The sequence below is a fragment of the Ensifer meliloti genome (genome assembly GCF_030064585.1).
Classification (GTDB): Bacteria; Pseudomonadota; Alphaproteobacteria; order Rhizobiales; family Rhizobiaceae; genus Sinorhizobium; species Sinorhizobium meliloti.
In genome coordinates, this window is the sequence record NZ_CP120364.1 from 1,387,639 (window position 1) to 1,401,776 (window position 14,138).

The 14,138-nt window shown below is 61.2% G+C and carries 10 protein-coding genes and 2 pseudogenes; 8 read left to right on the top strand and 4 right to left on the bottom strand.

Translation table 11 applies throughout. The features are described from left to right. Positions 1-80: 80 nt before the first annotated feature. From PZL22_RS06400 to PZL22_RS06435, 7 genes and pseudogenes are all read left to right on the top strand, one after another. Positions 81-1,666 (top strand): annotated as a pseudogene (locus tag PZL22_RS06400) (ABC transporter substrate-binding protein). Between the two features lie 6 nt (positions 1,667-1,672). Next, positions 1,673-2,650, top strand: coding sequence for an ABC transporter permease (locus PZL22_RS06405; protein ID WP_284718291.1), 978 nt, complete (start codon positions 1,673-1,675; stop codon positions 2,648-2,650). A 14-nt stretch (positions 2,651-2,664) separates the two neighbouring features. Next, positions 2,665-3,540 carry an ABC transporter permease gene (locus PZL22_RS06410; protein WP_284718292.1) on the top strand — a complete coding sequence of 292 codons (876 nt, stop codon included), beginning with the start codon at positions 2,665-2,667 and terminating at the stop codon, positions 3,538-3,540. After that, on the top strand, positions 3,537-5,210 hold the full coding sequence (locus tag PZL22_RS06415) for a dipeptide ABC transporter ATP-binding protein (RefSeq protein WP_284718293.1): 1,674 nt from the start codon (positions 3,537-3,539) through the stop codon (positions 5,208-5,210). The genes PZL22_RS06410 and PZL22_RS06415 overlap by 4 nt, the downstream gene beginning before the upstream one ends. An 87-nt stretch (positions 5,211-5,297) precedes the next feature. Beyond that, positions 5,298-6,533, top strand: coding sequence for a CapA family protein (locus tag PZL22_RS06420; protein WP_284718294.1), 1,236 nt, complete (start codon positions 5,298-5,300; stop codon positions 6,531-6,533). Positions 6,534-6,663: 130 nt separating this feature from the next. Beyond that, positions 6,664-7,890 carry a peptidase T gene (gene pepT, locus PZL22_RS06425; RefSeq protein WP_284718295.1) on the top strand — a complete coding sequence of 409 codons (1,227 nt, stop codon included), beginning with the start codon at positions 6,664-6,666 and terminating at the stop codon, positions 7,888-7,890. Between the two features lie 391 nt (positions 7,891-8,281). Beyond that, positions 8,282-8,519 (top strand): annotated as a pseudogene (locus tag PZL22_RS06435) (tripartite tricarboxylate transporter substrate-binding protein); the annotation flags it as partial. A 63-nt stretch (positions 8,520-8,582) separates the two neighbouring features. Here PZL22_RS06435 and ligD read toward each other — a convergent pair. The 3 genes from ligD to PZL22_RS06450 all read right to left on the bottom strand — a co-directional run bounded on the left by ligD (position 8,583) and on the right by PZL22_RS06450 (position 11,330). Beyond that, the gene (gene ligD / locus PZL22_RS06440; protein WP_164819212.1) at positions 8,583-10,469 is read right to left on the bottom strand and encodes a DNA ligase D; all 1,887 of its coding nucleotides are present in this window, start codon (positions 10,467-10,469) and stop codon (positions 8,583-8,585) included. A 138-nt stretch (positions 10,470-10,607) separates the two neighbouring features. Continuing rightward, positions 10,608-10,850 carry a hypothetical protein gene (locus PZL22_RS06445; protein WP_004435779.1) on the bottom strand — a complete coding sequence of 81 codons (243 nt, stop codon included), beginning with the start codon at positions 10,848-10,850 and terminating at the stop codon, positions 10,608-10,610. 174 nt (positions 10,851-11,024) lie between these two features. Then, complete coding sequence (locus tag PZL22_RS06450; RefSeq protein ID WP_004435775.1) at positions 11,025-11,330, bottom strand: hypothetical protein; 306 nt, start codon at positions 11,328-11,330, stop codon at positions 11,025-11,027. A gap of 303 nt (positions 11,331-11,633) precedes the next feature. Between PZL22_RS06450 and PZL22_RS06455 the strand changes: the two genes are divergently transcribed. Further along, the gene (locus PZL22_RS06455) at positions 11,634-12,329 is read left to right on the top strand and encodes a putative metallopeptidase (RefSeq protein WP_284718296.1); all 696 of its coding nucleotides are present in this window, start codon (positions 11,634-11,636) and stop codon (positions 12,327-12,329) included. A gap of 1,292 nt (positions 12,330-13,621) precedes the next feature. On the opposite strand, the gene PZL22_RS06460 is transcribed toward PZL22_RS06455, so the two are convergent. Then, positions 13,622-14,131 (bottom strand): thermonuclease family protein, encoded by a 510-nt coding sequence (locus tag PZL22_RS06460; protein ID WP_004435762.1) that lies wholly within the window; start codon positions 14,129-14,131, stop codon positions 13,622-13,624. Between the last annotated feature and the right edge of the window lie 7 nt (positions 14,132-14,138).

A 14,138-nucleotide genomic window follows, 5' to 3' on the forward strand; every position in this document is an offset into this window, starting at 1 on the left:
TCGCCGTGGAAACACCGCGTTGGGAACTGCTTCCGATGCGGCGTTCCGACTCTACCAAAAACTAAAACAAGGAACTTCAAATGAAACTGGGAAGCCCATTTCGGCCACGCCTGCTTTCCGCGCTTCTGATCTCCATCTTCCTCGGGAGTGCTCCGGCGACGCCGGCGCAAGAACGCGGAGAGCTTCGGATCGCTACGTCCTACAAGCTGATGACGCTGGATCCGCAATATGCCAATCTCAACGAGAATACCTCACTGCTCTCCCATCTTTACGAGCGGCTCGTCTACCAGGACGAGAATCTCGGCCTGAAGCCTGGCCTTGCCACCTCCTGGCGACCACTGTCCGACACGCAATGGGAGTTCAAGCTCCGCGAAAAGGTCCGCTTCCATGACGGCTCGGCCACGATGTCCTCTACACGATTGAGCGCATCCGGGACTTCCTGAAACCGCCGAGCGGCGGCTTTCGCTCCTATGTCAGCGGCATCAAGTCGGTCTCGGCACCCGATCCTCTCACAGTCCTCATCGAAACCGACGACGCGGTCCCCAATCTGCCGCTTTCCTTCTCCTCAATCTTCGTGATGAACCGACCCTCGAAGGGGTTCGAGACGACGGAAGAGCTCAACGCAGGTTCTCCGCCTGTCGGGACGGGACCCTACCGGTTCGAGAGCTGGAGTTCCGGCGAGAGTCTGAGGCTTAGACGCAATGACGACTACTGGGGCGGCAAACCTGCCTGGTCCAAGGTTACCTTCCGGGTCATCGAGAACCCGGCAGCGCGCGTGGCGGCGCTCAGCACGGGAGAGGTCGATGTGGCCGACGCGATCCCGGCCCGCGACGTTGCCTCCTTGAAGGAGCGCGGCGCCAAGATCGCGAGCGTCGGTGCGGCGCGCATCAACTTCGTGCAGTTCGACGTTGCGCGAGATACGCTTCCAGGCGTGACTGACAAGGCGGGCGAACCGATCGCCAATCCGTTCAAGAGCCCCTTGGTCCGCCGCGCCCTTGCGCTCGCGACCGATCGCGGCATTCTCGTCGACAAGATTCTCGCCGGATATGGCACGGCCGCGGCTCAGGTCTTTCCGAACGGCCTGCCCGGTACCTCCGCAAAACTGCTGCCCGCGGCACCAAACTATGACGAGGCAAAGGCACTTCTTTCGAAGGCCGGGTTCCCCGACGGCTTCAACCTCGTTCTTGCCGGGCCGGCGGGCCGTTACCCCGGTGACGCCGAAAGCCTTCAAGCCATCGCGCAAAGCTGGGCCCGCATCGGCGTCAATGCCCAGCCATCAGCCGCACCCTTCTCGGTATTCAACACCAAGCGCGCGGCAGGGGATTACGGCGTCTGGTACGGCGGCACCTCCGGCGAGGCGGTCGACATCATTCTCCATACTCTGCTGGCATCCCCGGACCCAGAGCGCGGGACCGGTGCGCTGAACTTCGGGAAGTATCGCAACGAGGCCTTCGACGCGATGCTCGCAAGGGCAGAGAGCATTGCGGTCGGCCCGGAGCGGAACGCAGCGCTGGCTGAAGCGACCGAGCTGGTGATGGCCGACCAGCCGATCATACCGCTCTATCATTTCCATCACATCGTCGGTTACGGCTCGCGGATCGGCTCCTATGTGATGCACCCCCGCGGCTGGACGACCGCGATGCAGACGCTTCCGGCGATGGAGTAAGCGGTCATGGGCATGATCTCGGTTGCATTGGGAAGACTGGGCCAAGCCTTCCTGCTCCTCATCGCCATGTCGTTGATCGGCTTTATCGGCATCCACAGCGTCGGCAATCCGGTCTTCAACGTCGTCAACATCGAAACCGCCACGCCCGAAGATATCCGGCAGGCAACGATCGCGCTCGGTCTTGATCAGCCGATCTGGCGCCAATACCTCGCATTCATCGGCAATGTCGTCAGCGGCAACTTCGGCACCTCCTACATCTACCATCTGCCCGCCTTCGATCTGGTGATGAGCAAACTGCCGGCAACGCTGGAACTCGCCTCTATCGCGATGCTGATCGCGGCGCCGCTCGGGACGGGACTCGGTCTCCTGGCCGGCCGACGCAGCGGCACGCTGTTCGACAGAACCATGGTCAAGGCGAGCGTGTCGGCGCTGAGCATCCCTTCCTTCTGGCTGGCGATGATGCTGATCCTCGTCGGCGCCAACCTGACCGGCTGGTTCCCGTCCGGCGGCAGAGGGTCGACTTCGCGCTTCGTTGGTCAGGACTGGAGTTTTCTGACTGCAAATGGATTATGGCACCTTGTGCTCCCGGCCTTGGCGCTGGCGATACCGAACATCGCTCTGATTGCCCGTCTATCGCGATCGGGAACAATCGAAGTCGAGAACCTGGATTTCACAAGGTTTTGCCGCGCCAAGGGGCTTTCCTCGCGAAGGATCCTGTTCCGCCACACCCTTCCGAACATCAGCGTGCCGATCGTGACGATCATCGGACTGCAGTTCGGCGGCATGCTCGCCTTTGCCGTGGTGGTGGAGTCGATCTTTTCGTGGCCGGGCGTCGGCAAGCTTCTGATCGATTCGATCCAACTCCTCGACCGGCCGGTGGTGATGGCGACGCTGACCTTCATCGCGGTCGCCTTCGTGGCGCTCAACGCCCTCGTCGACCTTTTCTACGCCGTGCTCGATCCGCGCGTGCGCCTGTCTTCATGAAAGGTGAACCCGTCATGAAAGCCCAAATCGTAAACGCGCTGAAGAGGCGCCGACACGGACCGGTCCTGACCGCGTCCAAGCTGCTGCTGGCAAGCTACATCCTGGTTGCCATCGCTGCACCCTTAATCGCGCCGCAAAATCCCTATGATCCGCTGCAGATCTACGGCTGGGAGGCATCCTCTCCACCCGGTACACGTGGCAGCGGCGGCTATATCTACCTGCTCGGAACCGACGGTCTCGGCCGAGACATCGTCAGCACCATTCTCTACGGCCTGCGCATCAGCCTGGTGGTGTCGATCGTCAGTAGCGCGCTCGCCGCGCTGATCGGGCTGACCGCCGGCGTCAGTGCCGCGTATTTCGGGAAATGGGTCGACATCGCGATCATGCGGCTGGTCGACTTGCAGCTCAGCCTGCCGACGATCCTGATTGCGCTCATCGCCATTGTCACGCTCGGGCCGGGCATAGACCGGATCATCCTGGCGTTGATCATCGCGCAATGGGCGACCTATGCGCGGATCGCCCGCGGCGTCGCACTCAGCGAAGCGAACAAGCCTTACATGGATGCGGCCCGCTTGATGCGGCTGCCAACGTCCCGGATCATCTTCCGCCACCTGCTTCCGAACAGCATCGCGCCCGCCGTCACCTTGATACCGATCGAGGTCGGCCATGCCGTCGCACTCGAGGCGACCCTCTCCTTTCTTGGGCTGGGCGTCCCGATCGACAAACCCTCGCTCGGCTCAGCGGTCGCAAACGGGTTCCAGTACCTCCTGACCGGCCAATACTGGATCAGCCTGTTTCCGGGCCTCGCCCTCTTCGGCCTGATCGCCAGCATCAATCTCGTCGGCGAAGACGTTCGCCGCAGCCTCGATCCAAGGAACCATTCGCTATGACAGTGGAACACGTGACGACACCCCTGCTGCGGGTGCAGAACCTTGGCCTTCGCCATGTCTCGGGCTCGGCCACAACACCAATCCTGTCCGACGTGAGTTTCGAACTCGGGCGAGGCGAGATCCTCGGCATCATCGGCGAGTCCGGCGCCGGCAAATCGACCGTCGGCAATGCCATCCTCGGGCTGCTTTCGCCCGAGTTCCAGCAAACGTCCGGAACGATCACGTTCGATGGCAAGGCGGTCGACGCCATGATGGCCGGCGAGCGCGAGGCGCTTCGAGGGCGGCGAATATCGGCGATCTTCCAGGACCATACTGCTTCGCTCGATCCGCTGATGAGCGTCGGCGCCCAGGTGGAGGAAACCTGCCTCGCGGTCGACAAGACTCTCTCGAGGCGCGCGGCCCGCGTCCGCGCCATTGATCTCCTTGCCCGCGTCGGCATTCCCGAACCGGAGCGGCGATACCGCAATTACCCGCACCAGTTCTCCGGAGGGCAAAGACAGCGCATCGTCATCGCCATTGCCCTTGCCGGCTCTCCTGACATCATCATCGCCGACGAGCCGACGTCGGCGCTCGACGCCACGGTCCAGAAGCAGGTTCTGGAACTTCTAAAGATACTTGTCGACGAAACCGGTGTCTCGATCATTCTCGTCACCCACGACATGGGCGTGATCTCCGAGATCACCGACCGGGTTCTCGTCATGCGAAAGGGCCAGGTAGTCGAAGCAGATCACACTGCGGTCATCCTCGATCAGCCCCGCCACGACTATACGAAGAAGCTGCTCGCCGCCGTCCCAAGGCTTCGCATCCCGACAGGCACTGCTAAGGCGGAAGACGACGGCGGCCAGGCAGGCTCTTCCGCCCTAGACGGCGACCAGAACCCGCTTCTCATCGCGGAAGGCCTTTCGAAACAGTTCGCGCCGCAGGGTTTTGCCTGGGGCATCGGCCGGGGCAAGCCGAGATTCGGCCTGCGCGACGTCGGCATTCGGCTGGCGCGCGGGTCTATCACCGGGATCGTCGGCGAGAGCGGCAGTGGAAAGACGACCTTCGGCCGCATCCTCGCGGGCCTCGACAAGGCGCCGACCGGCAGGATCACAATCGGGGAACACGCCTTCGACGTTTCGCGAAGCGGCCGCCGCAGCGGTCTTCTCGGCCGCGTCCAGATGATCTTCCAGGATCCATCCGTCTCGCTCAACCCCCGAATGACCATCGGCGAGACGCTCGACGAAAGCATCCGCTTCGGCGGGAGGACCGGCTCCAGCAAAGAGCCGGCGGACCTGGCCGCAATGATGGATCGCCTTGGTCTTCCGCGAAGCTTGCTCGGCCGCCATCCGCATCAGCTCTCCGGTGGCCAAAAGCAACGTGTCTGTATCGCTCGCGCCCTGTTGGCACGGCCTGATATCATCGTCGCGGACGAGCCGACGTCCGCGCTCGACGTCTCGGTTCAGGCCGAGATCGTCGGTCTCCTGAAGGACACGATCGCGGAGCGGGCGATGACGATGGTCTTCATCTCGCACGACCTGGCGATCGTTCAAGCGATGTGCAGCGCCGTCTACATCTTCAAGGACGGCCGGATCGAGGATTTCGGGCCCACCGAGTTCATCCTCTCGCGATCCGACAATCCCTACACCCGCGCCCTCATCAACGCCCGCCCCCAGCGGTTCACATGCTGAGCGGCGCGGCACGCCTCACCGACAGGATCCAGGCAGGATCTGCCAATTTTTCGAAACGCGCACGCATAGCCACAGAAGGTCACCTCAATGAATGACAGGTTCACATTGGCCGTAACCGGCCAATCGCTCATCAAGCACGATATCCGCGACATTCTTGCTCCTGCCTTCCGTGAGGTTCAGTCCCTCCTTCGCCAGGCGGATCTCTCATTTACCAACTTCGAGGGAACGATCCTTGGGCGTCACGGCGGGTGGCCGCTCAAAGGTTCGTTCTTCGGCTGCAGCGATCCGGTCGTTCTCGACACCCTCCGGGCGATAGGGTTTCGGGCCCTTTCGCTCTCGAACAACCATGCTTTCGACCTCGGCCCGTCCGGCGTGCTTTCGACGCTCGAGGAAGTGGAGAAGCGAGGCTTCCTGCATGCCGGCCTCGGCCGCGATCAAGCGCAAGTCTCGCGGGCGAGCACCGCAACGATCGGCGGGCGGCGGGTCGCGATCGTCGCGATGGACGGGGGCCCCGGTCCGGATTTCATGTATGCTGCCGATGGCGACGACTACCGACCAGCACGCCCGGGCGTCAACCGGCTTCGGCTCACCCAGGTACTCGAAGTCGACGCAGCTGCATTCCATCAGATCCAGGCCATTCGCGACAAGGTCGGCTACACTGCGATCGATCTCACCAATGACAGCCAGCCGGACGATCCACGGCACCCTGCCCCGGATACCGAGATCGGCATCGCGCGGGCCGTGTTCAGGCGATCCAACCGGTTCGGACGCAGCGTCAGGATCGATGAGGCGGATCTTTCCAGGAACCTCTCAGCGGTCGCGACCGCCGCCAAGGACGGATCTCTGGTGGTCGCGTATCTGCACCATCACCATTGGGCGTCCGACTGGTACCAGGTCCCTGACTGGGTGAGCGGCGTCGCCAGAGAGTGCATCGATGCTGGTGCTGCCATGTTCGTCAGCCACGGTGCGCCCGTCCTCCAGCCGATCGAGATCTACCGGGGGCGGCCGATCTTCTACAGCTTGGGGAATTTCATTTTCCATGTGCGTTCGGAGAGGTCGACGTGGACGGCACCCGAAGTCTGGGAGAGCGTCGTCGGGGTCTGCTCGTTCGGCGAGGACAATAGACTTATCGAGATCACGCTTTATCCCGTCGTCATCGGAGGCGACGAGGCATTGACGGACAGGATGCTGGAACGACGCCTGGCGCCACATCTTGCGACCGGCGAAAGCGCTGAACGGATATTGCGCCGATTCTCCGAACAATCGGCCAGGCTCGGCGTCGACATCGAGGTTTCCGGCGGTGTTGGTCTTATCAGGCTCTAGCGAGCCCCGTGCGGAGCTCACGAACTTTCTTCGCAGTCCAAAGCGACTAGGAGGAGCGGCACTTGAGCCGCCCATTCTAGCTAAAAACACGAGCGACAAGCGTCGCATTTTCTGCATGAGGATGAAGAGCATGAGAGTTCGGGAAGAACTTGTCAGCCGGTTTTTTCGCTATGCCGCGATCGAGAGCCAAAGCAACGGCCGCTCGCAGTCGCTGCCGTCCTCGCCGGGACAGGCGGCACTTGCCGCCCTGCTTGCCGACGAGATGCGCGCCATCGGCCTAGAGGACGTCCTCATCGACGAGCATGCCATCGTGACGGGAGTCAAACGTGGCAACAGGCCTGCGGCACCACCGATCGGCTTCATCGCGCATCTCGACACGGTCGATGTCGGCCTCTCGCCCTTCGTCCGCCCACGAATCCTCCGCTTCGAAGGCGAGGACCTTTGCCTCAACCACCAAGAAGACATCTGGCTCCGGGTCGCCGAACATCCGGAAGTTCTTGACTGGGTGGGGCAAGACATCATCGTCGGCGACGGCACCAGCGTGCTCGGTGCGGACAACAAGGCCGCCATCGCGGTCATCATGACCTTGCTTGCCCGGCTCGACCAGCAGGTCGGCCGCGGCGACGTCTTCGTCGCCTTCGTGCCGGACGAGGAAATCGGAATGCGCGGCGCCAAGGCGATGGACCTCTCGCGCTTCCCTTGTGACTTTGCTTACACGATCGACTGCTGCGAACTTGGCGAGGTGGTCCTGGAGACATTCAACGCCGCGTCCTGCGAGATCGTCTTTATCGGCGTCAGTGCGCACCCGATGTCCGCGAAGGGAATGCTGGTCAATCCCCTCCTGATGGCTATGGACTTCATCTCCCACTTCGAAAGCGAGGAGACGCCTGAATGCACGGACGAACGCCAGGGCTTTTTCTGGTTCAAGGACCTCATCGCCAACGACAGCGTGGCGAGCCTGACCGCCCTGATCCGGGATTTCGACACAGATGGCTTCAATCGGCGCAAACACCGGATTGCCGAGGTCGCGGAACAAATGCGATCTCGCTATCCCACCGGAAATGTCCGGTATCAGATCATCGACACCTATCGAAACATCTCCACGAGCCTCGCTCGTGACGAGCGTGCCGTCGCTCTTCTGTTCAAGGCCATGGAGGAACTCGGCATCGAGAAGAAAGTAATTCCGATGCGCGGCGGTACGGATGGCGCGGTTCTCTCGGCCAGAGGAATACCGACACCGAACTTCTTCACCGGCGCCTACAACTTCCATTCACGCTACGAGTTTTTGCCGGTACCAGCCTTCGAAAGGTCGTTGGAAGTTGCGTTGAAGATTTGTCAGTTGGCGGCGACCGAGTGAGAACGTTGCTAGACAACTGCAGGTAGCAAAGTGGAGGCCAGATTGATGCACCGCGTCGATATAAGTGCCGCTCGCGAGGCAATTGGATACAGCGTCGACGACCTCCTGAACCTGTGCTCTCACTGCCGCCGACTGTACAAGGATCGAACCGGGTGCCGATGTCGTCTCCGCCGAGCTCAGGCGCATCGCCGCTGTACTCCAAGTGCCAACCTCCACGATCCGCCTAGCTTAGCAACATCGGGGTTCGCGATTCCTTCAGACACCACTCGCAAAGCGCCGAAATCCCGACAGGTCACATCGAGGTAGCGCAACCCGCACGCTTCTACTCGTACTCGCGTTTCAACGGGTTTTATTCGCCGACGCGTGTGGTGCAACCTCGCTATTCGGCAGAATGGTGGTCAACGCGGAACTGCCGGCCCAGACGGTCCGGCAATTGCTGGGCTTTGGCGGCTGAGTCCGAGAAGTACAGCTACGCCTCCTCGGGCAACGGGACGCCGCTTCATCGTTCCGGCGAGCTCTTCAACAAGATGGCCGGCGTCGAGATGCAGCGTATTCGATACAAGGGCTCCGGCCCGGCACTGAACGACGTTCTCGGCAATCAGGTGCCGATCATGTTCGACAATCTCCCTCGTCATCCGGTCACATATGCCACTGGTAACCGCGGCGGCGACGGCATGCCCCAGGCAGATTGATCAGCTCGCACTCGCCAGGACTGCGCGACGCTTAGGCGGACGCTCGATGGTAAACGCATCAGGTCTTATCCCGCGCTCGATGTCGCGCCAGGTAACCGGAGCCGCGACGGGAAATCCTGAGCGGGCCCTCGGAGAGTAGGTGCCGACGGCCGTAGTCCCGCGGCCGTTCCTCAGATAGTCGAGAAAAAGCTTGCCCGGTCGGTGCGAAAGCTGTGCCGACGTGACGTAGCGGTCGGGATCGGTGCTGGCGAACTGCTGCGCCAAGCGTTTGGCATAGGCGTGCGCCGCGTTATGGGTCATCTTCGCAGTCAGAGGGCTCATGAGGTGAACGCCCTTGCCGCCGGTGAGCTTTGGCCATGTCTTGAAGCCCTCCGCCTCAAGAAATTCCCGCAGCCGCAAGGCGGTTTCGACGACGAACGCCCATGACACGCCTTCGCCGGGATCAAGATCGAAGATCAGCGCGTCGGCGTGTTCGATATTGTCGACGGTCGCTGCCCAGGGATGCAGTTCGACCGCGCCGATCTCGACAAGCCCCAGCAATCCGGCGAGATCATCGACCCAAAGCCGAACCCCTGCACCGCCCTCTCGCTTCTCAATGCGAAGCTGATGGACCTCGGACGGGATCGGCGGCAGCGGTCCCTTGTGGTAGAAGGTGGTGCCGTGGATGTGTCGTACGAGCTTCAAGGGGCGGCCGCCGAGGAAATGCAGGGCCCGATCGGCGACACGCGTCCAGTAGTTTGCAAGCTCCTCTTTCGAGGGCACAACGGCTTCGGGCAGCAACTGCAAAATGTTCGCTCGCGGGACTCGGATCGAGGCAGGTGCAGTAGTCGGTCGCGGCTTTCCTGCAGCCGGCGACACATCCTGCAACCCTTTGAACACCGGCTCCCGCAGCAAGCCGTCATCCGTCACCCCGCCATAGTCGATCTCAGCGTAGACCTGCGGCTCGACCCAGGTCGCCTTGGGCTTGTTGATGGGATGGGAGAGGGGGCTCTTGCCGATGATCAAGGGATTGAGCCGCTCCCGCACCTCGCGGGCCGCCGTTAAGGTGTAGCCGGTTTGGGCCTTACCGGCATAAACCAGGCGATCGCCCTCCCAGCGTCCGAGATAAAGCGAGGCAATCCTCCGCGGGTGTGCGCCGAGTTTTTCGACGAAGGCGACGATCGGAAAGGCGTCGCGCTTCGTGCACTTCGTCTTTGTCCAGATTTCCTGCCGCCCCGACCGGTAGGGCGCGTCTTTGCGCTTCGAGACAATTCCCTCGAGGCCCATCTTGCACGCGTGCCTGTAGACCGGCTCTCCCTCTTCGAGCTCGAGATAGTCGACATAGGCGATGGTGCCGGCCGCGTCTCCGATTAGCTCGCGCAGCACTCTTTTGCGCTCGATCAGCGGCACGGGCCGGAGGTCGTAGCCGTCCAGATAAAGCAGGTCGAACGCTTGAAACGTCAGATTCGGCGACGAGCGTTTCGCGAGCTCTCGGCGAAGTGCCGGAAAATCGGGAAGCCCCGTCTTGCCGAAGACTGTAACCTCTCCATCCACTACCGCGTCATGAGCGGCAAGGTCCTCCGCAGCCGTCGCGATCGCCTTGAATTCCGTCGTCCAATCCAGCCCGGTCCGCGTGTAAATTGTGATTTTGCCGTCATTGATGTGCAGCTGCGCTCGATAGCCATCAAGCTTGATCTCATGAACCCAGTCTGCGCCATCCGGCGGCCTCTTCTTCAGCGTCGGGTGGCAGGGCTCAATGAATTCTGGGAAGGCGGATTGAGTTGCGCCGAGATCTGCCAGACGATCAACAGGGGACGCAGTCCGTCGACTGCCAACCGCGGCTTTTCGTCCCTGAGCACCATTTGGAACGCCTTCAGAGGGGTGCGGGGCTTTGGCACGCTGCCTCAAAATAGCCCTCCATTGTCGGACCACCCATTCAACCCTCGGAACGGTATTTCGTTCCTGGGCGCCCGCGGGTAGCCAGGGGCCGTTCTCACTGAACTCCCATCCGCATGGTGAGAGATGGAACTGACGACGGCCGCAGCCTTAAACCTTCGGCGGGACCGCGCCAGTGTGATGCACGGGTTCGTCCTTGCCGGCACCTTCCGTCGGCTTCTCCCCCTTTTTGGACGGGCCGCTTTGTGCCGGAGGAGCATCGGCGTCTTTGGTACCGGGTTCGGCCGCTTGGTCTGGCAACGGCACGGGTTCGAAATCCATCTCCGGTGGTACTGCCGTCCGCCGGGATGGCGTCTGCTGTTCGGTGAGCTTGCCGTCTTTGGGATCACTCATCGTCGTATTCCTTTCGTGTAGCGGTCTCAACCACCCGCAATCGGTAAGGTTCCGCGCAAGGGGGAGTAGCGTGTAATGGCCTAGTGCATCGCCAACTCCATCCGCCCCGATCCGACGCAAAAGCGGAAGCCCGCGAAGGGCAAGTATGGACGGAGGTCACAGGTTTGGAAGCTGTTACTTGGTCGGCCTCACGAGCGAGATGACCCGCGGCTTAGATGGCGCATCCAGCCATTCGATCCACTTGTCCCTTTCCTCGATCGTGTCGAAGAACCGCCAGAGCTTGTACTCTTCTTCGGTGGTCTCCAGCATCTCGCCGATGGATACGAGTTCTAGGGGCAGCGTAACCTCGTTTCCATCGAAGCGAACGAAATAGAGCCCTTCGGCAGCAAGACGGATCACTTGACCAGTGGCGTAACTTCCATCGGGGTCGTCGACCGTGAAGTACATGCCGGTCAAAGTCTCAAAAACTTTGTTGTTCATTTGTTTCACACGTCAGTCCAAGAAATGCGGGAAATCAGAACTTCTCCCAGGTCGTCGGCAAACACAAGAGATCACCATGACAGGTAAGCACGACGGGCCCCGCGCTAACTGAGTGGCCATAGAGCGCGAGTACGGCGCCGGCCAAGTGTCCCTTCGCGCCTTCGGGCCAAATCAACGACGGCTCCGACGGGCTTTCGACGGGCAGAAGTGTCATCCGATCGGTTTAGGTACGTCCTTTGCGGCGTTCTGGCATCCTGCCAATCAGCCGTCAGCCACGGTTCGACTTCCTCCGGTACGTCCCGGATGGCGGGCATCGCTTTCGGATGGACCGGATTGACGACCGGGTTGGCCTTACAGGTGAGAAAGGCGAACGTGCTCGCCGGGGTGGGTTCTTCACCGCGCCGCGGGCGCCTGCCATGGCGTCGAGATGCCGGCGAAGAAGGCGAGGCCCTGCCTGTCGCCGATCGCGAAACAACGTGTGGCTTTCTTAGGATTCGTCCTCATATTCGCAGAAGGCAGTCCATGGCACGAGCGCGGTTTTTGACACGGGTCCAGCCGCGCCAAGAAGGGGTCGAGGTTGCGAATCCTCGTGAGGCCGTAATCCGGCCTGCCATTGGTAACCGCTGCGGCGACGGCATGCCCCAGGTCAAATTGATCAGCTCGCGCTCGCCATCGAGTTTGTTGCGGATCATTATCCGTGTGACCGGCTCACCTCAAGGTGTTACGGGCACGTGGGCCAATGCCCGTGAGAGATGGATCGAGCAGTGGTTCGGCTTCGCCCCTGATTTCATCATCACGCTGGACGCCATATACTCCCATCCGTGCGGGAATGCCGAGTTCATGGCGCTCGTCGTGTACGGGCTATACCACGCTGCCCAAGAGACGGCATTCGGCGCGCCCAAGTTCACCAGCCGGCCGATCGTCACGGGGGCGGCAGAGTACGTTAGTGTTGTTCGTCGCTACGGCGCAGACGCGGGTGGCATTCAACCGGCCGCCTGAGTCGTCAACGCGCATATCGCCGATGCTTGTGGCACCTGTCGGCTCAAACAGGCGTGCAGATCATTCACCGGCGCGCACTCGTTGCCGATAGCGCTCTCGATCCTCTTCTGTCGCTCCTGTTGAGAGGTCCTCACCCACCTGCAACCGCTGTGCAACCGCAAGCCATGGTCGACTGGGGTTCTCTTGGGTCCAGAGTATCTTTGCTCGCCGTTCTATCTCGCGATCGTCCACCATCGCCTCCATCGGACGTCGTGACTTTAACACGGCGATGTGGCGGGAACGTGCTCACCTGGATGGAGCCTTCATAGAACCATTGCAATCGTGAAGAGGGGAGACTGTCAGGAGACGGCCAAGGAGGTATTTGCGGTCTCGGCCACCGCAAAAGCGGAGTGATAAAACTGAAAGAATGGTCAGAAAACCGAGAAGGCCGCCATGAGCAGTGCGGCCCAGAGCAAGGCTGACAGTTCAGCCGCTAGCAGAAACCCAAAAGCGGTGTCGCTCATATGATCCTCCTTGGGCAACCTCCATTGCCGCAAGGAGACTATAGGCGATGCCTGAAGATTCCGCCACCCAGCAAGTGTGGCCTTCACGTTTTAAGCGTTCCACTTCGAAATCACGTAAGCAGCCGATAGATCAGAATGCCGACTGAACCCCAGAAGCCAACCATTACCAGCGTCATCGCCACAACGAAGATCTTAATCACAGCAAACTCCACAACTATCACGTGAATTCAGAACGCGGAACGGAGAACCTACAGCAGCACTGAAAGCTTGGGTATCGGACTATGGTCCGTTGTTCGTGGGGCGTTGAGAACGTTCACAACTCCGTCACGCAGCTTCGAGGAAACTCCATAGATGTCCCGACACCGCACCGGTCAGGAGCACGCGACGGACTTCCGACGGCTACCTTGGAGCGCGCGTGTTCGCACCGTCCGCACCGGCATGCAGCTCTATGCCGGCCAAGAGGCCGGTAAGTCGGAAATGCAAGCTGTGAAGGTCAACACCCGAGGGACAGGTTCTCGATATGACGAGCCTCGGCAGCTATGCGCACGCGATGTCGCCTCCGTCGGCGGACGGCATCCTCACTGGCAGATCTTCACGAGCATGCCTGCCCGCTGTGGTTTATACCTTTTGTATTTCTGTATTTGCTGGAAGCTGACCCTGATTTTTTTCGCGAAGATTTGCTGACTTATGCCTAACACTTGGCGAGTGGACCGGAGCCGCGCTCCGATTTCTCGGTCGATCGACCGCATGTCGTTGGGTGGCTTCGTCGGTCGGCATGAAAACCTCGCGTTAGCAGGATGCCTCACGCTTTGCACGGGCGGCGCGAGCATTGCAAGGCAGCTCGAAATTGCCGCGCCAGATTCCTGCCCTATGAGACCGTGCGAGCTCTTGAGCATCGGCGTAGACGCCATTGCTATACCGCGTCCAATCCACAGCATTGCCACTCTCAACCAGCCAGTGATTGACGTCTCGGCCGTCGGCGCGGAAGCAGACTCCCACAAACCGCTTATATCGATCGCGCTGAACGAACTGGCAGCGGGCAGGGCGGGACTCGGCAAGAAACCGATCGAGTTCTTGGGCTGCCTCTCTTCCGCACCGATAGCTGCTGCCGTCGGCATTCTCGCATTTCTGCCAGCTCTCCGGCGCATCGACACCATGCAGGCGGATGCGCTCGCCTCGGATCTCGATCGTGTCGCCGTCAATAACGGTCGCGCGTCCGGTAATCGGGTCGGCAGCAAACGCGAAATGAGCGAAAAGTAGAAGAGCGAGCGTGACGCCAATTGACCGATGCGAGTTCATCTAGTTC

Coding starts and splice junctions, on each gene's coding strand:
- PZL22_RS06405 (WP_284718291.1), top strand. CDS start 1,673: ATGGGCATGATCTCGGTTGCATTGGGAAGACTGGGCCAAGCCTTCCTG.
- PZL22_RS06410 (WP_284718292.1), top strand. CDS start 2,665: ATGAAAGCCCAAATCGTAAACGCGCTGAAGAGGCGCCGACACGGACCG.
- PZL22_RS06415 (WP_284718293.1), top strand. CDS start 3,537: ATGACAGTGGAACACGTGACGACACCCCTGCTGCGGGTGCAGAACCTT.
- PZL22_RS06420 (WP_284718294.1), top strand. CDS start 5,298: ATGAATGACAGGTTCACATTGGCCGTAACCGGCCAATCGCTCATCAAG.
- pepT (WP_284718295.1), top strand. CDS start 6,664: ATGAGAGTTCGGGAAGAACTTGTCAGCCGGTTTTTTCGCTATGCCGCG.
- PZL22_RS06445 (WP_004435779.1), bottom strand. CDS start 10,850: ATGAGTGATCCCAAAGACGGCAAGCTCACCGAACAGCAGACGCCATCC.
- PZL22_RS06450 (WP_004435775.1), bottom strand. CDS start 11,330: ATGAACAACAAAGTTTTTGAGACTTTGACCGGCATGTACTTCACGGTC.
- PZL22_RS06455 (WP_284718296.1), top strand. CDS start 11,634: ATGGCGGGCATCGCTTTCGGATGGACCGGATTGACGACCGGGTTGGCC.
- PZL22_RS06460 (WP_004435762.1), bottom strand. CDS start 14,131: ATGAACTCGCATCGGTCAATTGGCGTCACGCTCGCTCTTCTACTTTTC.